A 19721-nucleotide genomic window follows, 5' to 3' on the forward strand; every position below is an offset into this window, starting at 1 on the left:
AACGCTCAATAAGATCGATTTCAGATCAATTTGCTGCGTTCTGGACCTGTCAGCCTGCGCCCCTTGATGTCAAACATAATTCGACCTTCCTGCAAGCCGATAATCCGCGTTGCATAGCGCTCTGCAAGCTCTAACGGAATGACCGAAATCACCGTCAAACGCTCACTCGTACATAAACCGCGCAGCGTTTTGATCACGTCCTCGCCAGAGCGTGGATCAAGACCGGTAATCGGTTCATCTGCCAAAATCACTTTGGCACCGTGAGCGAGCGCACGTGCAATCGCTACACGCTGTTTTTCACCGCCGCTCAGCGTACCTGCTTTCTGATGCGCTTTGTCCAGTAGTCCAAGCGTTTCCAGCACGTCCATGGCGCCCATATAATCATCGGAGCGCACCATGCCTGTGACCATACGCCAGATTGGCGTCTGTCCCATCTGACCGATCAGCACCGTTTTGAGTGCAGTCCGCTCAGGATGAAGCTGCGGGCTTTGCTCCAGATAAGACCATTCCTTGCTCAGCTTTCGTTTGCCGCTAAAACCTGCTTTGATAATATCCGTATCGCCTACGCGAAAGCTGCCTTCGGTCCAGCTTTCTTTCATCGCCAGACATTTCAGCAGCATGCTTTTACCGCTACCGCTAGGACCGACCAGTGCAATCATTTCGCCATGCTGGATTTCCAGGCTAATATGATCCAGTACTTTCGTTTTATGCTCACCGACCGCTTTGGTCAGATTATCAATTTGAATCATCGACATCTACTACAGACCGCCCTTCTACGCTGTTGCTGAAACGATAATATTCTAATGTTTTGAGAACATTAAACACGATATAAAATGAAAAAGCATGTTGGCGTAAGCCAAATATCGTACTATTGTTCTAATCTATAGTTTAGGGGAAAAAGCGAATAAATGCCATCTATGACGACATTTTATTTTGCTTTTCTCGGAACAGCAGTCCCAATAGCGCAAAGATCACATAACAACCGCCCAGTATCCAAAATAGACTGGCAGCGGAACCTAGCTCAATTCCTTTACCGCCAATCGCCGGACCGACGATACTGCCAAAGTTAAAATGAAACGAAGCGAGCACATTGGCAGCCGGTAAATAGGTTCGTGGAAGCACATCTGCTGCATAAGCAAGGCCAAGTGAGAAAAAGGAACCGACCAGTCCCCCAGCGACAGCAAACAGAATCGCAATCCCGAGCAGCTTCGTCCCTGCAAAAGGTACAAGCATAAATAACAATCCGCCAAGCGCTCCGGCAAGCATGAGCACGCGCTTACGTCCCCAGCGATCGCTCAAAATGCCCAGCGGAAGCTGTAAGACCAGCCCACCAACACCGATAAAAGGAAGTAAGTAGGCAATCTGATCGGTCGATAAGCCGGTACGCAGTCCGTATACCGGGAAATTGCTATTCATGGCCGCTTCCATATAACCGTATAACAATGCTGGAATGAGTGCATACCAGGCCAGTCGATAGCTGCGTACAAATCGTCCCTTTTCCGGCTTGATCGCTTCACCGCGACCTGGACCACCGGCTGGCAGCTTCCACCATACGAGCAGAGCGACGATAATGAACATGCCCGTCATCAGCAAGAATGGCACTGCCATCCCCCAATCCAGCAACGAAATGCCAAGTGGCCCGATACTAAAGCCAATGCCGTACGAAATGCCATAAATAGACAGATTACGTCCGCGATTTTCCGGTGAGGTAACCATCAACACCCAGAGCTGAGCGACATAATGGATCGCGCTGTCACCGATTCCGACGAGCAGACGCAGTACAAACCAGAAGGCAATACCCGGAACGAGTGGGAATAATGGTAACGCAATAATGACAATTATCAATCCGAGCAACATCAGCTTTTTAAAACCAAGTCTGCCGACCAGTCTTTCAGCCATAAGTGTCATGGAAAAAGAACCGACATACAAAGCTGCTGCGTTTAATCCGTTAAGGGTGGACGATACGCCCATTTTTTCCAAAAAGATCGCCAGTACAGGCAATAACATGCCCTGACTTAGTCCCGCGCTAATGATAGCGAGTACAAGAATAACGAAGTGCATCGTCTGATGTCCGGTCGCTTCAGGGGAAGATGATGTAGATGCATTGGGGTTAATTTTGTCTTGTTTAGTCTTGTTGAACACAGATGCGAGCCTCCAGATGATTCACTTATTTTACAAAGTGTATGTTTTATGATGTAATTTAATGATGGTTGTTCCGTATGTAAACGGTTATGGAAACACGTATGAAAACAAATCAGACCATCCGAACATTATAGTGGACAATCCGTAGGTGAACAAGCCATAATAAGCACAACAGGAATTTAGGAATCGGCTCCTGTTTTTCAGTATTTCTATATCAAAATTTCGGTAAAGAAAGCTGACTGCTACCGATTATATTTGGGAGGTCTTGGTTTCATGAGCTATCAGGTGAAAATAGACGTTTCCCCGGTCTACGATCTGCTCGGCAGTTTTATGGTCTATGTGACCAAAAAATGGATTCGTGATATCGATCTCGGACCCGAATGGATCAGGGAAATTGACAATAGGTTAAGCAAAGATGTGCGATCCGCTATTTTGGAAGCTTCTTCATGGCCCTTTGATGATTATGATGCATTGTATGCATGGGCAAGCTGCCGTACCCGTGAAAGTACAGTAAGCGATTTTCTGCATCATCTGCAAACGACTCCGGCAACAGCGATGTGGAATGAGATTTATCCGCTCATGCCTGACTTGACTGAAAGTGAAGCTGAGCGCATCCAGCAAAGCTATGCTCCGCTGCTCAAGCTGTGGTATGAGCATTATTTTAACGAGCTTGAGGATGAGATCATGACGCTCATCACTGAAGATGGCGAAGAGAAAATGCGCCTGCTCGACAAAATGGACCCGGCTGCATTGATTGAATATGCATCAGGTGGACTCGTTGTACCGGAAATGCACGGCTTGAACACGGTTATTTTATTTCCGACCGTGCATAATCGTCCGATCAATACGTACTGCTTCTACGACGGCATTCTGCTTATCCAATATCCGGTCGATGTACACGAAGAAGGCGAAGAAGATCCACCTAATGTGCTGCTTCGCATGACACGCGCACTATCTGACCCTGAGCGGCTCAGAATACTTCGTTATATCGGGGGCGACGAGCCACGTTCCCTGCAAGATATGGCCCATGATTTGCTACAGCCGCAGGAGACATTGATGCATCATCTGATGATGCTACGTGTTGCCGGACTGCTGCGCATTCATCTGGGCAGAGAGGATATTGACCGGTTCAGCTTGCGTCAGGACGGTGCGTCCGAGCTACAGCTGTTCCTGGAATCGTATATCCGTATTTAAGGAGTGAACTTCATGAAAGACATTCGACACCAGCATCTGATCTTCGATATGGATGATACGTTGATCTACTGTAATAAATACTTCAATCTGATTTTGGATGAATTCATCAGCCTCGTATCGGGCTGGTTTAAAGAATATGGAATCGAAATGGATGCGATTCGGCAAAAGCAAATCGAAATCGATGTGGCCGGTGTACATCAAGTCGGCTTCGCCAGCGAGCATTTCCCGGCTTCCCTTGTCGAAACGTACCGACACTTTGCGCGTCTGTATGGACGTCCACTGTCCGAACGTGAGGAACGTCAGCTGCGCCTTCTCGGTAGCAGTGTGTATGAGAAAGAAGTGGAACCTTATCCAGGTATGGTCGATACGCTCGATCATTTGCAACAGGAAGGCCATACGCTATATTTGTATACGGGCGGTGAAACGGCCATTCAGCAACGTAAAATTGATCAGATGAAGCTGAGCACCTTTTTTGATGATCGCATTTTCATCCGTCAGCACAAAAATATTCGTGCGCTGGAAGAGATCATTACGACGAAGCTGTTGCCACGTATGGATACATGGATGATCGGCAACTCCCTGCGTTCTGATGTGCAGCCTGCGCTACAGGCAGCGCTGAATACGATCTACATTAAGCAGGAACACGAATGGGCATATGATATTGTTCAGCTCCAAACGGGAACAGAGCAATCGTTCCATACGGTATCCAAGCTTACCGAAGTGCCGCATACGATTCAGCAGCATTTGAATATTTACGACAATAAACGGACCTGGGGTTAAATCCTGGTCCGTTTTTACTTGTTGTGTTGAGTGAGTGCACATGCAATATTGTCCGCTCATAGCATATGAAGAGCCATACTATTATTTGTAGTGCGACTAATCCATATATCACCTCTACCACTTCAGACAGAGAACATGCCAGCGACCTCCGGTTAAGCCAGCATACTTGAAAGGGGATACAGCTGGCGTATTCTGGCTTAAAGGTCGGTCTTTTGGCATCGTTCTCTGTCTTCCGTTCTGTGCTTAGGCAGACTATCTGCTGCTCGCACAAGTACCTTGAAGAACTCAAATTCAAATTCTGATCTGCCCCATTGCATAAAATATATCTGAATCACATTATAAAATTGTCCAGGGCTATCGCTGTCCAATATGAAACTTAACAATTTAGCGCGAGTAAAGGACTAATCGCGTTCATCATCTATAAGAGCCTTTGCATTCAAGTAGTACACTTGGAAACATTTTATTGGTCGATCCATATCAAATATCTGGCTGATAACGATCGACGAAACAGGCTGACAAATGCAGCTTTTATCCCATAGTTATGATGCTATTTCAAACACAATAAATGAAGCCACAGTTTCATGTACGATATTATACTGCTGCTATGATCGATTCACGGTTACTCTACTTTGTCTACACCTAGCTTGCCGGTTTCGTGATCCAGCAATCGAATGCGGGCTTTGAAGGCTTCGCCGCCGCGTTTGAACGTGAGTACCTGGCTTTCGCCTTTGAGTAATAATGCTTTGAGCATTTGAATAGATACACTTTTGCCTGCGAATTCTTTCCAGATGACAAAGCTACAGCCCTGACGAAAATGGGAGCAACCGTATCCTTTTTTACCTTCAATAATCGTGCCTCCGCAGCCGCTACGCGGACACTTTCCAAGCGCGGTATGAGCAGGTGAAGCCGCTGGATTGGATGTGATAGCACGTGTGCGTGTCGCTGATGATGCCGAAGAATGAGCTGAACTTGGCGTGCTACTGTCACTTGATGAAGCTCGGTTTCCAGTTGCTTGTGAGCGGCTGGAAGTATATCCTTCTTCACCTTCCGGTGGTGGTACAGGCAACGGTAGATCATCTGGTAGCATTGTAGCGGATGAGCGTGAGCCTGATTTGGCGCGTGTGCTTGAGCTACGTTTGGAGCCTCCTGAGGTCGATGAAGAACGCGTTGTACTGGATGAACGGCTACTGCTGCGAGTGGTACGTTTACCCTTTCCTTTGCCACGGGTTCCTTCATCACCGAAAATGTCGGCAGCAGCTGGTGTTTGTGTACGCACTTTATCAACGACCAGTCCGGCAAATTTTTTCACATTTTCCAGAAAGCGATCTGGATCAGCTTCGCCACGTGAAATTTGATTCAGACGACGTTCCCATTGTCCTGTCATTTCGGGCGAGGTTAACAGCTCTACACCTGCGGCACGAATCAATTCGATCGCTGCGCGTCCTTTTAAGGCAAGCTCGATCTTTTTCCCTTTTGCCTGTACATAACCGACTTGCTTGAGACGCTCGATGGTTGCTGCTCGCGTCGCCGGTGTACCAAGACCCGATTCCTTCATCGCATCGCGAAGCTCTTCGTTCTCAATCTGCTTCCCCGCACTCTCCATCGCCTTCAGCAATGTACCTTCGGTATACGGCTTAGGTGGCTGCGTTTCCTTTTCCTTCACTTCTGCTTTACGACATTGAACAGGTAGCCCGCGATCCAGCACAAATGGTTTGTCTGTCTCCACTTCCTCCTGTTGCTCTTCATTGTCGCCATCACGTTGGCTACGCTTCGTTTTACTGCCTGATCTCGCTTTATCCTTATCTGGCAATGTTACTTTCCATCCAAGCGAAAGTAGCTCTTTGACCGCCGTCCGAAACGTTTCCTGTTCGACTACAGTTAGTACAATATGCTGCTTATACTCCGCAGGTGGATAAAACTGCGCCAGAAAGCGGCGCACGATCAGATCATATAGCTGCTGCTCTTCCTTGCTTAACGTACCTGGCTTTTTCAATGTTGGCAAAATAGCATGGTGATCCTCGACTCGTGCCGGATTGCAAACCGCTTTATTACCTGTATGCACACGGCTGCGTTCGGCACCACCTGCCAGCTCGGCATATTCGCCATTTTGCAGCATACCGAGCACTTTTTGCATGCCATCGATATTTTCTTTCGTTACATAGTTGGAGTTTGTACGCGGATATGAGATGACTTTATGACGCTCGTATAATGCTTGCGCGACGTCCAGCGTCTTTTTCGCGGAAAAGCCAAACTTCGCATTCGCATCACGTTGCAACAGTGTGAGGTCATATAGCTTGTACGGATATTCCTTTGTTTCTTTAACTTCGTACTTGCTAATTGTGCCTTCCTTGCCCTGTACTTTGGCTGCAATGGCTTCGCCCTTCGCTTTGTCGGTTAGGCGTTCCTCGCCCTGCCATACACCTTCATAGGTTTTGTTAGGCTGCTTGAACGTAGCACGTACTTCATAAAAGGTTTGCGATGTGAAATTTTCAATTTCCTTTTGCCGATCATAAATTAGCGCCAGTACCGGCGTCTGCACACGTCCAACCGATAGCAAATTGTTATGCTTGGTCGTAAAGGCACGTGATGCATTCATACCGATAAGCCAATCTGCTTCACTGCGCGCACGCGCCGCCTGTGTCAAATTTTCAAACTCACTGCCATCACGCAGCTGGTCAAAACCTTTACGAATACTTTCTGCCGTAAGGTCGGAGATCCATAAGCGCTTCACCGGTTGACGCAGCTTGAGCTGACGCTGAATGAGGGCGAAAATATGCTGTCCCTCTCGCCCGGCATCACATGCGTTAACGATACGATCACAACGCTTAGCCAACTCTCCGATCACTTTAAGCTGATCTTTCGTACGTGGATTCGGGACAATTTTAAATTGCTCTGGAATGATCGGCAGATCGCCAAAATTCCAGCGCTTGTATTTGGAATCATACGCCTCAGGCTCTGCTAGTCCGATCAGATGCCCAATCGCCCAGGTGATCACATAATGCTCGCCTTCAATATACGTACGCTGATTTTTCGCACCTGGCTCGATCACAGCCGCAATATTCCGTCCCATATCCGGCTTTTCGGCAATAACAAGAATTTTCATGCTTTCATTCCTTTCTCGGAATGGTAGTAGTGGATGTGATAAAAAGTGTAGCACTTCCCTTAACAGACTCGCTCTCGACTTGCTTTCTATCACGGAATTTTGGCAAAAAAAGAAGCTACACTCTGGAGTGCAGCCCTTCCTGTCCACGATCACTTAACTCCCTCTTAGTATAGCACAAGCTGGCTGTCGGTAAAAGTAGGTGCTCGTGGTTGTAGTTATGGATGTATTCATGGTTGTAGTAAAGATGTATTTGCAGTAACTACGATAAAGCATGGCGTTTTCGATTGAGTGTAATGATCATGTGCTAACGTATGCAATGGTTAGGGTGAAGTAGCAGATCGGCTTGGGGAAATATATGAAGGGTTTGAAGACAATCTTATTGTACTAGGGTATGGTTTGTGCGGAAGTCGAACTGGTTACGCTGAGGTAGACATTGCTACGGCTTACACATATAGAAGTTTGCGTATACTTCTTCGTGTGAATCGCTTAATGATAAGCGCAGTATGATCTGAAATATGAGGGTGGATTTTGTCTACAAAATAGATGGGTTTACGGGTTTATAGATTCATAGATTTATGAATTTATGGATCTATCACTGTATTGCTCTATCGTTTTATCGTTTGTAGGATACGTTAAAAAAACTCCAGGATGCGCTTGTCGCACATCGTGGAGTTTTTTGTTCATTCATCGTGTTGATAAAATAAGCTTATCTTAATGCAGCCTATCTACACATTATTTTGCTTTAGTGTTGCTTTAATAAAAATCACTTTTTACTAAATGTAATGTATTGAATGCTATGTTGGGACATCCCAAACACGATCATAGCTTGAATAAGTTCGTAAACTTTATTATACGAGCACAGTTGCACCCATCAGGTATTTATCCACTTCGCGTGCAGCTTCGCGGCCTTCGTTGATTGCCCATACGACCAGACTTTGACCACGGCGCATGTCACCAGCAGCGAATACTTTATCGACGTTGGTATTGTACTTGCCGTAACGTGCTTTGACGTTTGTCCAGCGATCGGTTTCGAGACCGAGTTGCTGTGCCAGTGTTTGTTCTGGGCCATCGAAGCCGATGGCGATCAGCGCCAGTTCAGCTGGGAATACGCGCTCGGTTCCTGGAATTGGCTGATAGATTTTGCGGCCTGTTTCGTCAACGATACGTTGGATTTGGATCGTGTGCAGCTCTTTCAAGTTACCATTCTCATCCCCGACAAACTTGGTCGTCATGATTGAGAATTCGCGTGGATCGCTACCGAAGATCGCTTTCGCTTCTTCCTGCGCGTAATCCAGTGTGTACACATTCGGGAATTGCGGCCATGGATTAGCGATTGGATCGCGTTCCAGTGGAGCTTTGTCATGTGTACCGAACTGAGTTACCGTTTTGCAACCGTGACGCAGAGATGTAGCCACACAGTCAGAACCGGTATCTCCACCGCCGATCACGATGACGTTTTTGCCTTCAGAGGACATATAGTTACCATCTTCCAAATTGCTGTCCAGATAGCTCTTGATCGTGCTATTCAAATAATCCATCGCGTATACAACACCATTCAGCTTGCTGCCTTCAATGTTGAATTCACGCGGTTTCGTTGCACCGCCGCAAAGCACGACTGCATCATATTCATCCACCAGCTGCTGTGCCGGAATATCTTTACCGATTTCCACGCTAGTAATAAACTCGATGCCTTCTGCTTTCAGCAGATCCACCCGACGTTCTACAATGTTTTTCTCCAGCTTCATACTTGGGATACCATATGTCAATAACCCACCGACACGATCAGAACGCTCGTATACGGTTACATGATGTCCAGCTTTGTTCAATTGTGCTGCACACGCCAGACCAGCAGGTCCTGAACCGATAACTGCTACACGACGACCAGTACGCTTTTCCGGTGGCTCCGGTACAACCCAGCCTTCAGCAAAGCCTCTTTCAATAATCGCTTCTTCGATCGTTTTGATCGTTACAGGCTGTCCAATCAGACCGACTGTACAAGATCCTTCACATGGTGCCGGACAGATCCGACCGGTGAACTCAGGGAAATTATTCGTTTTGTGCAGACGCTCCAGCGCTTCTTTCCAAAGTCCGCGATAAACCAAATTGTTCCACTCCGGAATCAGGTTATGAACCGGACAGCCAAAGGTGGACCCTGCCATGTTCATGCCTGTATGACAATACGGAGTACCGCAATCCATACAACGCGCGCCCTGTGTACGCAGCTCTTCTTCGGATAAATGCTTGTGGAACTCTTCCCAGTCTTTTACACGCTCAAGCGGATTACGATCCGCAGGAATTTGTCTTTTGTATTCCATGAATCCAGTAGGTGTAGACATGTTAATATTTCCCCCATCCGTTCTATACGCTGCCGATTCTTCTCTATCCATCAGCTTGCCGATAAGTTTATTTTCAAGAGTAGCATCAGGACCAACTTTGGCAAAATGGATTAAGCGCATAATTATTTGTACTTTTTACATAGAGATTACACCGTCATGAAAGATCTTGCAAGAACAATCTGTATACTTTCAAAGCTTTTTGTATAATTGCATTCATATCTTGCAATCGCTGTAAAAGAAAAGATCCAGTCATAGCAAGGGTTATTAGCGATTGCACTCGTTTTTTATACATTTATGCAAATCATTAACGCTTCATTGTTCGCAACACATACATACCTATATTCATATATCACTTTGTTACTTATACAGTCAATATTAATTTTTATTAATAAATATGCATTTGCTCGATCGGCTCGGTTTTATAGGGTAAATGTTTACTTTATGCTATATGCAGTTCCTATATAACGTTATCGCCCCTCCAGCTAATGAACAACTAGTTACGCACATATTGCTCGAATCGGTAGTCATACGCATTTTTCTCATCACGTGGACCCGGTGCAGACGATTCTAGCTTCCATTGTGACCAGTGCACTTCTGGAAAAAAGGTGTCGCCGTGAAATTCATGATCGATTTGTGTAACGAGCAGACGATCAGCATAGTTCAGAAACAGCTTATAAATTTGCGAGCCACCGATGATCATACATTCATCTTCATTGCCTGCAAGTTCCAATGCCTGTTCCGGCGTATGCACAACCTCGCCACCTTCAGCAGTAAAGCTTGAATCACGCGTTAATATAATATTGCGACGATTCGGTAATGGTTTAGAGCCAAAAGACTCCCAGGTTTTCCGCCCCATGACAATAGTTTTGTGCTGGGTCTGTTGTTTAAAATAGGCCATATCAGCAGGCAGCTTCCACGGCATATCATTATCCTTGCCGATCACACCGTTCTTGTCCTGCGCCCATATAAGCGTAATTGTCATTGTGGCTGAACCTCCAGTCTTCCGAAATAGATTCCGGATAAGTTTATTCTATATCATATCATTAAAAGCTATCATTCTGCATCAACTTCTTGTAATCTTTTACGAATGTTTTTGTATAGTCTATACGGGATAATTCGTGAAAAAGCAAGTGATTAAATGTTTTATATGAAGGGATTGATAAAATTGATCGGCTTGTTCGTTATTTTGTTCGAAGGTGTTTCTATTACAATTGATTCATGCGGAGTGGGTGAGTGGTTTTGAGTATCAAATATGGTAAGGGGCAAATGGTTGAGGTGTTCCTGTCCCTGAGTTTAACCACTTCAAATAGAGAACATGCCGGCATCCTCTGGTTAAGCCGGTATACTTGCAATAGTTACAACATAGATCAAGCGGGTTCATTTTCCAGTTCGCATCCATACCCGGTATATCTTCATCCGACAGGATCAGGTGATATCGTATAGATCAAAAAGGACACTTCGGTTAAGAAGTGCCTTTGATTGGAAATAGTCTCTGCATTGTACATATTTCATATACTTTATGCTTTGTTCGCGTTGATTAAAACATCATAGCGTTTGGTACACATTAAATCGCAATCGGTGCTTTGATGGTTGGATGGTGCTGGTAGTTTTCGAATTGGAAATCTTCGAATTTGTAATCGAAAATAGAATCAGGCTTGCGTTGGATCGTCAACGTTGGCAATGGGTACGGTTCACGTGTCAGTTGCAGCTTGACCTGTTCGATATGGTTATTGTAAATATGCACGTCACCACCGGTCCAGACCAGATCACCGACTTCCAGATCGCATTGCTGAGCGACCATATGGGTCAGCAGAGCGTAGGATGCCAGATTGAATGGCAGTCCCAGGAAAGTGTCAACAGAGCGCATCTGGAACATACAAGATAGTTTGCCGTCAGCGACATAAAATTGGAACGCATAATGGCATGGCGGTAGCGCCATATGATCGACTTCGGCTGCATTCCATGCATTTACGATATGACGGCGAGAATCAGGATTACGCTTAATTTGCTCGATGACAGATGTAATCTGATCGATCGTTTCGCCACCTGGACCACGCCAATCGCGCCACTGGGAACCATATACGCGTCCGAGATTCCCCTCTTCATCTGCCCACTCGTCCCAGATCGTTACGCCATTTTCGCGCAGATAGTTAATATTCGTATCACCGCTCAAAAACCAGAGCAATTCATGAATGATCGAACGGGTGTGCATACGTTTCGTTGTGAGTAAAGGGAACCCTTCTTGCAAGTTCATACGCATCTGGCGACCAAATACAGATATCGTCCCTGTACCGGTGCGGTCTCCCTTCTCTACTCCATGTTCTAAAATATCTTCTAACAGTTCCAAATATGCTTTCATTGTATACACCTCATTCAATAGTAGACTTCAGCAAGCACGGTTATGCATTGGCTTCTGCATTATACGCACTTGGTCGATTTTATGTGTAAAACCGATTGAATGGATCGAATAGAGAAATCCAGACTCATGATCGATTCTAGCAGCCTGACCATCAATCATAGCTTTTCTTGTACTCATATAAGTAAGATATTTTGCTTCGCAAAAATCACTTTTTCATTGCACCCCGTGTTAGAAGATCACTAACACCAGCAACGTATGTAATGAGTGCAGCAGCATGCACGAATGGTAGACTGGTATCATTGTACACATATCCTCGTTTCCATACAACCGGATGATGTTCGATTTTAAGCATTTCATATACGTATTGAAATTGCCTGTTATGGGATTCTCTATTCATCCTATATTAAAGTAGTGCAGCCCTGTCTGATAGCCAGACTAAAATATTTCATTGGCATACTATTACTTCTTATTCTCTCGCCTACTTTTCACACTAGCGCCGTATCGAATATATACATACCCTCTTCGAAAACATAATGAAAAACCCCGGCTGGATTGCAACCGGGGTTTTCGTACACACTAAAGCGAAAATTAACGAGTTTCGCGGTGAAGCGTGTATTTTTTCAGACGTGGGCAATATTTTTTCAGCTCAAGACGCTCCGGATGGTTCCGTTTGTTCTTGGTTGTTGTGTAATTACGATCGCCAGTCTCTGTGCATGCCAAAGTAACGATAACGCGCATGTGAATTCACCTCACTTCATTGGTAATCAGGAATTGTTCGTTTAACTATACGCTTCAGCTTGCAAGCAAGTGAAGGTTCAACATCATCTATTGAAACGATGTATAGTCCGTTCATTATCCGTAAATATCACTTGAAACACCTTGTCCATTCTATCATAGATTTTGATGAAATCCAAGAGATTTTTACGAACATGTATTCACCCCTATAAATATATAAAATAAAAGCCGCCAGTAGCTCGCTGGCGGCTAAGGTATATCATGTTCTTCTCCATTATGGCAGACGAACATCACGATTATAGATGCTGCGCATGCGTCTATAACCAAACATACCAAACGAAAGCAATACAGCCGATACATCTATGCCAGTCCAGATCAAATGATACGAATAAGCTACGACAGTAAAAGAGACACCCGCATAAAATCAGCTTCTCCCCTCTTCTTGTCTCCGCACCGCTGAATGCAGAAACATCAGATAGGAAGATAGCTGATTTATACTTGGGCATAACGGTAACCATCTGTACGTCTTTCCTATTCGTCTTTACAGACGAGTTAAAGTCTTACTTTTTACGTGGAGCGATCACGTGGATCGGATGACCCATAACTAGCTCAGCTGCTTCCATAACGATCTCGCCCAGTGTTGGGTGAGCGTGAATAGTCAGAGCTAGATCTTCCAGGGTAGCACCCATTTCGATAGCCAGACCCATTTCAGCGATCATGTTGGAGGATTCCAGACCTACGATCTGGCTACCCAGCACGATACCTGTTTCTTCGTCAGCAACGATTTTTACGAAACCTTCGGTGTTACCGAGGGAAGTCGCACGACCGTTACCAGCGTAAGGGAATTTACCAGCAGATACTTTATACCCTTTTGCTTTTGCTTCAGTCTCTGTCAGACCTACGCTTGCGCATTCAGGATCAGTAAACGCTACAGCAGGTACACATTTGTAATCGATCACGGAAGGCATACCGGAGATTGCTTCTGCAACCACTTTTGCTTCGTAAGAAGCTTTGTGTGCCAGTGCTGGACCTTCAACGATATCACCGATTGCATAGATGTGTGGGATGTTTGTGCGACCTTGATGGTCGATTTTCACCAGACCACGATCTGTCAGCTCTACATCAATCAGATCAAGACCGAGTTCGCCATCTGTGTTAGGACGACGACCAACAGTAACGAGCAGGTAATCTGCTGTCAGTTCTTGTTCTTTACCGTCTACAGTGAATTTCACAGTAACGTCTTTGTCGGTTTGTGTAGCACTTTCCGCTTTAGCGTTTGTGAAGATTTCTGCACCGGATTTTTTCATGTTTTTCGCTACCAGTGTAGTCATATCTTTATCGAAGCCTGGCAGGATCGTATCCAGACCTTCAATGATTGTAATTTTTGTACCGAATTTAGCATACATTTGGCTCAGCTCGGCACCGATGTATCCACCACCGATAACGATCATCGATTTTGGAATTTCAGGCAGGTTCAGTGCTTCTGTTGAGGACAGAATGCGACCGCCAAACGGGAATGCTTTCAGTTCGATTGGACGGGAACCTGTTGCAATAATGCAGTTTTTGAAACGGTAGCGCGGGGACTCGTGGTCGTTGAACAGACGCGCTTCGTTTTCGTTGATGAACATGCATTCGCCGTGGAATACTTCCACTTTGTTGCCTTTGAGCAAGCCGCTAACGCCGCCAGTCATTTTTTTCACAACGCCGTTTTTGAATTCCTGTGTTTTACCGAAGTCAACTTGTACGTCGCCTACCGTAATACCGAATTGTTCGCCGTGCTGTGCAGCTTCAAACTGGTGTGCAGCTGCGATCAGCGCTTTGGAAGGAATACAACCACGGTTCAAACATACGCCACCAAGCTCAGACTTGTCGACGATCAGAACTTTTTGACCCAGTTGTGCAGCGCGGATAGCGGCTACATAGCCACCAGGTCCCGCACCAATTACTAACGTTTCAATATCGATAGAAGCATCTCCTACTACCATTGAATTACACCTCCATAGTTAACAGCTCAGGGTTACCAAGCAGTGATTTGATATGGTTCATAAAGTGTTGTGCAGTTGCGCCGTCAATAATACGGTGGTCAAAGCTCAGGGACAGTGCCATTACTGGTGCTGCTACCACTTCGCCGTTTTTGATAACCGCTTTTTCGCTGATGCGACCTGTACCCAGAATAGCAACTTCAGGGAAGTTGATAATTGGAGTAAAGAACATACCGCCAGCAGAACCGATGTTAGAGATGGAGATCGTGCTGCCTCTCATTTCGTTAGCAGCCAGTTTGCCATCGCGTCCACGAACAGCCAGATCGTTGATTGTATCAGCGATCATGAAGATGCTCTTACGGTCAGCGTCTTTAACAACCGGTACGATCAGGCCGTTAGGCGTATCTGTTGCAATACCGATGTCGTAGTGTTTTTTGTATACAATTTCTTCTGTTTTTTCGTCGATGGAAGCGTTCAGAGCCGGGAACTGACGAGCAGCCGACACGAGTGCTTTTACGATAAATGGCAGATACGTTACTTTAGTGCCGCGTTTTTCAGCCAGTGGTTTCATACGAGTACGGAATGCAACCAGCTCTGTAACGTCAACTTCGTCCATGATCGTTACGTGTGGAGCAGTGTACGCGGATTTAACCATAGCGTTAGCGATAACTTTGCGGATACCTTTGAATGGCACGCGCTCTTCTTCGCCTGCTGCGGAAGTGGAAGCTGCTGGTGCAGAAGGTGCAGCAGCGGATGCTACTGGAGCGGATGCTTTCTCTTCGGAAGCAACTGCTTCGGTTGCGCTGGATGCTTGACCTCCACCTTGTTTGAACGATTCTACATCTTCACGAGTGATTTTGCCGTTGTTGCCAGTACCAGAAACCTGGGACAGATCAACGCCTTGCTCACGTGCGAATTTGCGAACGCTTGGTGTAGCCAGTACATCTTTGTTTGGTGCAGCTGGAGTCGAAGCGTTTGTTTCTTTGCCTTCTTTTGCATCAGATGGGCTAGAAGCTGCTGGAGAAGAAGTTGTGTCTACTCCGCCTTTTGCTGCATCTGTTTCTTGACCGCTCTTTTGCTCTGGTGCGGACTCTTCAGCTGGCTCTTCGTCTTGATCTGGAATGTCACCAGTTGCGTCGATGATGGCTACCGTTTCGCCTACATGGCACACTTGACCATCAGCAGTCAGAACTTCAAGAATAGTACCTTCTACTGGACAAGGAACTTCAACAACCGCTTTATCATTTTGTACTTCCATGATAATGCTATCGTCAGTTACTTTGTCACCTGGTTTAATGTGCATCTTGATGATTTCGCCTTCGTGCAGACCTTCACCAAGCTCTGGAAATTTATATACGAATCTTGCCACTTGCAAAACCTCCCTGATTAAAATTGTTGAACAGCACTAGCATAGGCCGGTATTTCAACAATCGTTGATAAGTAATATGTGTGATTCTTGTTGTGTTATTGCGGCTGTGAACCCGCCTTTGGGCAAGGCAAAAGGCGCCTGTAGAAAGTTCCGCTGCTCGCCATCTTCCCGGGATGGAGGGGTTGCAGCCGGATGCCATCTTGCAAACCGCCTTTTATTCATTGCACCTTTAATTCATCCAGCGATGAACTAGAGCTCCGGCAAAACCGGAAGCCTCATTAGAAGTTCATTACTTTGTCTACAGCGTCGATAATACGCTGAGGTGTTGGCAGCCAAGCATCCTCGATTTGAGCGAAAGGATACACAGTGTCCGGTGGGCAAACGCGCAGAACTGGAGCTTCCAGATGCAGGATCGCTTTTTCGTTGATTTGAGCCATAACTTCAGCGGCGATACCTGCGCTCTTTTGAGCTTCTTGAACAACGATTGCACGGTTTGTTTTTTGTACGGAAGTGATGATTGTATCGATATCGATCGGGCTTAGTGTACGCAGATCGATGATTTCAGCATTGATGCCTTTTTCAGCCAGTTGATCCGCTGCTTTAGTTGCTGTGTGAACAGTCATACCGTAAGTGATCAGCGTTACATCGGAACCTTCACGAACAACGTTCGCTTTACCGATTTCAACTGTGTAAGCTTCTTCCGGTACTTCAGCGCGGAACGCATGGTACAGGTTAAGATGTTCCATAAAGAATACAGGGTCGTTTTCACGGATAGCCGCGACCATCAGACCTTTTGCATCGTAAGGGTTCGAAGGAATAACTACTTTGATACCCGGAGTTTGTGCCAACAGACCAGACAGATCGTCTGTGTGCAGCTCAGCCGCTTTTACGCCGCCACCGTAAGGTGTACGGAATACGATTGGTGCATTGTAACGACCGCCGGAACGGTAACGCAAACGTGCTGCTTGAATGGCCATTTGATCCAATGCTTCAAAGATAAAACCAACGAATTGGATTTCAGCGATTGGACGGAAGCCCTGGATACCCAGACCGAAAGCCAGACCTCCGATTGCGGACTCAGCCAGTGGTGTATCGAATACACGCTCTTCGCCAAACTCTTCTTGCAAACCTTCTGTCGCGCGGAATACGCCGCCGACTTTGCCTACGTCTTCACCAAAAATGAGCACGTTAGGGTCATTTTTCATCTCGACGCGGATTGCGTCGCGAATCGCTTCTTTCATATTCATTTGTGCCATTTGCTTCATTTCCTCCTTAAACATTTCACTGTTCATGTTCACGCATCAAGGATGTGCTGCTTCGTACTATACGGAAACCTCATGGCCCAGAAGCGGGCCGCATGCCGATCTTATTTGAAGTCTGCTTTTTGCTCTTCCAGATCGTGAGGTGTAGTTTCGAACATGCTGTCGATCAGGCCGTTAACAGTCATTTTCTCTGTTTTCTCGGCTTTTTTGATCTCTTCGTTGACTTTCGCTTTTGCTTCTTCTCTTACGCGCTCTGTATCTTCGTCTGTCCACAGGCCTTTTTCAGCCAGGTATTTTGCCAGACGAGCGATAGGATCTTTCTCGCTCCAGATGCCCTCTTCGTCTTTGGTACGATATTTACTCGTATCGTCAGACATGGAGTGCGGACGGAAACGATAAGTCAGCGCTTCGATCAGTGTAGCACCTTCGCCATTACGTGCACGCTCTGCTGCTTCACGAACAGCAGTGATTACTGCGAATACGTCCATACCGTCGATTTGCACGCCAGTGATACCAGCGGAAACCGCTTTGTGAGCGATCGACAGTGCAGCTGTTTGTTTTGCAAATGGAGTTGTGATCGCATAGCCATTGTTTTGTACGAAGAAGATTACTGGCAGCTTGTAAGCACCTGCATAGTTCAGACCTTCGTAGAAATCACCTTCGGAAGAACCACCGTCACCAGTGTATGCGATAGCGACTTGTTTTTGTTTTTTCAGTTTGAAGCCCATAGCGATACCCATCGCGTGCAGGATTTGTGCACCGATGATGATTTGAGGCATCAGAACGTTTACACCCTCAGGGATGCGTCCGCCTTCTTGATGACCACGGGAGTACAGGAATGCTTGATACAGTGGCAGACCGTGCCATACGAGCTGTGGCATATCACGGTAGCCTGGGCAAACGAAATCTTCTTTTTCCAATGCATATACACTACCAACCATTGTTGCTTCTTGACCGGATACCGGTGCGTAGAAACCGAGACGGCCTTGACGACCCAGGTTTACTGCACGGTCATCCCAAGTACGAGTAAATACCATACGGTACATAATTTCTTTCAATTGATCATCAGTCAGATCAGGCACTTTGTCAGGGTTGACAATTTTACCTTCTGGGGAAAGAACGGAAAGTGCTTCCACTTCTTCCGTATAAACTTCATATGGAACCTTGCTCATTTTATTCACCTCAATAAAAAATTTGAATATCATGTTCCGCTGTTATAGAATTATTATACACCTGTTCTATTACATTCGTCAAAGGATACATTGAAATTCGTAAGCAATAGCTATTATTGTATATATAACAGGTGTAAACTATTAATATAACAGTTTCATCAAATTTAAATACAATTCGTGAAAATCACACGACTCCATCTTAACGCATCGTCAGACCCATTGCAAAAATTACGACAGAAAAAGGTGACCACCATGACAGATTCACGCTATCTAAAACGAACGATCTTAAAAGAGGAAATTCAGAGCCGTCATCTGGGTGAAGCTCGTACGCTTCGCATTTACCTGCCACCCGGCTATAACGAGTTGCTCAGCTATCCGGTCATTTATTGTCAGGATGGCGAAGAGTTTTTCAATTTTGGACGGATTGCCACTTATGCCAATCAACTCATATTAGATGAAAATATTGAGCCGTTTATCGTCGTTGGCGTAGAAGTGAACACCAAAATTCGCACCCAGGAATACGCACCTTTCGGCAACCGCTTTGAAGCTTACACCGCTTGCTTCGCTGAAGAGATCATTCCCTATATTGAAGGAAAATATCCGGTACGCCGTTCTGCGGACGAGCGTGTACTGGCTGGCGACTCGCTTGGTGGCAGTGTTTCCATGCATATCGCGCTTCGTTATCCAGAACTGTTCCGCCGCATTATTAGTCTGTCCGGTGCTTATTACGAGCAAAGCCAGCAGCTGATTGCCGCTGAATCCGACCTGTCTGCACTGGATGTGTATATGATCGTCGGCTTACAGGAGACCGAATTTGAAAGTGATACAGGCGTATACGACTTTGTACAGCTCAATCAAGATACACGTGACTTGCTGCTAGAACGCGGCGCCACTGTTCGTTATGCCGAAAAAGACGGCAAGCATCTGTGGGGCTTCTGGCAAAAAGAACTGCCTGCTGCGCTCAAATATTTTTTGCAGGAAGTTTGATATTATCTCGAATGTATACATGTCGCGTTCACTTTCGGCTCTGTGCGGATCATCAGGACAGGTAGACAATGATCTACGTTATGATGTGTATTAGGGCGATAAATAAGTATATACAATAGAGCAGATCGGACGGCAGCTATATCATTTAATAACGGATATGGCTACCGTCCATCCTGTTCATTATGTATATGCTTTATCGCTATCTCTGCTTTTCACAGCATACCGTGTTGGGCTTGCGAGCATTAGATGCTTATTCTAACTGCTTTCGATTGTTCCATCCGTGCATACGTGTCTATCATG

The 19721-nt window shown here is 45.9% G+C and carries 14 protein-coding genes; 3 read left to right on the forward strand and 11 right to left on the reverse strand.

Features of this window, described 5'->3' with window-relative positions:
• Positions 1-20: 20 nt before the first annotated feature.
• Both AAHF22_RS20190 and AAHF22_RS20195 read right to left on the reverse strand, forming a co-directional pair.
• Positions 21-749, reverse strand: coding sequence for a phosphonate ABC transporter ATP-binding protein (locus tag AAHF22_RS20190; protein ID WP_347326889.1), 729 nt, complete (start codon positions 747-749; stop codon positions 21-23).
• Between the two features lie 166 nt (positions 750-915).
• On the reverse strand, positions 916-2115 hold the full coding sequence (locus tag AAHF22_RS20195; protein ID WP_347326890.1) for an MFS transporter: 1200 nt from the start codon (positions 2113-2115) through the stop codon (positions 916-918).
• A 300-nt stretch (positions 2116-2415) separates the two neighbouring features.
• On the opposite strand from AAHF22_RS20195, the gene AAHF22_RS20200 reads away from it, so the two are divergent.
• Entirely contained in the window at positions 2416-3336 is a 921-nt protein-coding gene (locus tag AAHF22_RS20200; RefSeq protein ID WP_347326823.1) for a winged helix-turn-helix domain-containing protein, read from the forward strand.
• A 12-nt stretch (positions 3337-3348) separates the two neighbouring features.
• Complete coding sequence (locus AAHF22_RS20205; RefSeq protein ID WP_347326824.1) at positions 3349-4116, forward strand: HAD family hydrolase; 768 nt, start codon at positions 3349-3351, stop codon at positions 4114-4116.
• A gap of 619 nt (positions 4117-4735) precedes the next feature.
• Here the strand turns inward: AAHF22_RS20205 and AAHF22_RS20210 are convergent.
• From AAHF22_RS20210 to pdhA, 9 genes are all read right to left on the reverse strand, one after another.
• Complete coding sequence (locus tag AAHF22_RS20210) at positions 4736-7219, reverse strand: type IA DNA topoisomerase (protein ID WP_347326825.1); 2484 nt, start codon at positions 7217-7219, stop codon at positions 4736-4738.
• Between the two features lie 848 nt (positions 7220-8067).
• Positions 8068-9555 (reverse strand): glutamate synthase subunit beta, encoded by a 1488-nt coding sequence (locus tag AAHF22_RS20215; protein ID WP_347326826.1) that lies wholly within the window; start codon positions 9553-9555, stop codon positions 8068-8070.
• Positions 9556-10048: 493 nt separating this feature from the next.
• Positions 10049-10537, reverse strand: a complete 489-nt coding sequence (locus AAHF22_RS20220; protein WP_347326827.1) for a dihydrofolate reductase — start codon at positions 10535-10537, stop codon at positions 10049-10051.
• Between the two features lie 582 nt (positions 10538-11119).
• Positions 11120-11914, reverse strand: coding sequence for a thymidylate synthase (thyA, locus tag AAHF22_RS20225; RefSeq protein ID WP_347326828.1), 795 nt, complete (start codon positions 11912-11914; stop codon positions 11120-11122).
• 588 nt (positions 11915-12502) lie between these two features.
• Positions 12503-12652, reverse strand: coding sequence for a 50S ribosomal protein L33 (gene rpmG, locus AAHF22_RS20230; RefSeq protein ID WP_082472246.1), 150 nt, complete (start codon positions 12650-12652; stop codon positions 12503-12505).
• 557 nt (positions 12653-13209) lie between these two features.
• Complete coding sequence (lpdA, locus tag AAHF22_RS20235; RefSeq protein ID WP_347326829.1) at positions 13210-14634, reverse strand: dihydrolipoyl dehydrogenase; 1425 nt, start codon at positions 14632-14634, stop codon at positions 13210-13212.
• Between the two features lie 4 nt (positions 14635-14638).
• Complete coding sequence (locus AAHF22_RS20240) at positions 14639-16000, reverse strand: dihydrolipoamide acetyltransferase family protein (protein WP_347326830.1); 1362 nt, start codon at positions 15998-16000, stop codon at positions 14639-14641.
• 278 nt (positions 16001-16278) lie between these two features.
• Positions 16279-17256: an alpha-ketoacid dehydrogenase subunit beta gene (locus tag AAHF22_RS20245; protein ID WP_347326831.1), complete on the reverse strand. Its 978-nt coding sequence runs from the start codon at positions 17254-17256 to the stop codon at positions 16279-16281.
• A 110-nt stretch (positions 17257-17366) separates the two neighbouring features.
• Complete coding sequence (gene pdhA / locus AAHF22_RS20250; RefSeq protein ID WP_347326832.1) at positions 17367-18434, reverse strand: pyruvate dehydrogenase (acetyl-transferring) E1 component subunit alpha; 1068 nt, start codon at positions 18432-18434, stop codon at positions 17367-17369.
• A gap of 252 nt (positions 18435-18686) precedes the next feature.
• Between pdhA and AAHF22_RS20255 the strand changes: the two genes are divergently transcribed.
• Entirely contained in the window at positions 18687-19421 is a 735-nt protein-coding gene (locus AAHF22_RS20255; RefSeq protein ID WP_347326833.1) for an alpha/beta hydrolase, read from the forward strand.
• Positions 19422-19721 lie beyond the last annotated feature (300 nt).

Source organism: Paenibacillus wenxiniae (assembly GCF_039822605.1).
Taxonomy (GTDB): domain Bacteria; phylum Bacillota; class Bacilli; order Paenibacillales; family Paenibacillaceae; genus Saccharibacillus; species Saccharibacillus wenxiniae.

Coding starts and splice junctions, on each gene's coding strand:
- AAHF22_RS20190 (WP_347326889.1), bottom strand. CDS start 749: ATGATTCAAATTGATAATCTGACCAAAGCGGTCGGTGAGCATAAAACG.
- AAHF22_RS20200 (WP_347326823.1), top strand. CDS start 2,416: ATGAGCTATCAGGTGAAAATAGACGTTTCCCCGGTCTACGATCTGCTC.
- AAHF22_RS20205 (WP_347326824.1), top strand. CDS start 3,349: ATGAAAGACATTCGACACCAGCATCTGATCTTCGATATGGATGATACG.
- AAHF22_RS20210 (WP_347326825.1), bottom strand. CDS start 7,219: ATGAAAATTCTTGTTATTGCCGAAAAGCCGGATATGGGACGGAATATT.
- AAHF22_RS20215 (WP_347326826.1), bottom strand. CDS start 9,555: ATGTCTACACCTACTGGATTCATGGAATACAAAAGACAAATTCCTGCG.
- AAHF22_RS20220 (WP_347326827.1), bottom strand. CDS start 10,537: ATGACAATTACGCTTATATGGGCGCAGGACAAGAACGGTGTGATCGGC.
- thyA (WP_347326828.1), bottom strand. CDS start 11,914: ATGAAAGCATATTTGGAACTGTTAGAAGATATTTTAGAACATGGAGTA.
- rpmG (WP_082472246.1), bottom strand. CDS start 12,652: ATGCGCGTTATCGTTACTTTGGCATGCACAGAGACTGGCGATCGTAAT.
- lpdA (WP_347326829.1), bottom strand. CDS start 14,634: ATGGTAGTAGGAGATGCTTCTATCGATATTGAAACGTTAGTAATTGGT.
- AAHF22_RS20245 (WP_347326831.1), bottom strand. CDS start 17,256: ATGGCACAAATGAATATGAAAGAAGCGATTCGCGACGCAATCCGCGTC.
- pdhA (WP_347326832.1), bottom strand. CDS start 18,434: ATGAGCAAGGTTCCATATGAAGTTTATACGGAAGAAGTGGAAGCACTT.
- AAHF22_RS20255 (WP_347326833.1), top strand. CDS start 18,687: ATGACAGATTCACGCTATCTAAAACGAACGATCTTAAAAGAGGAAATT.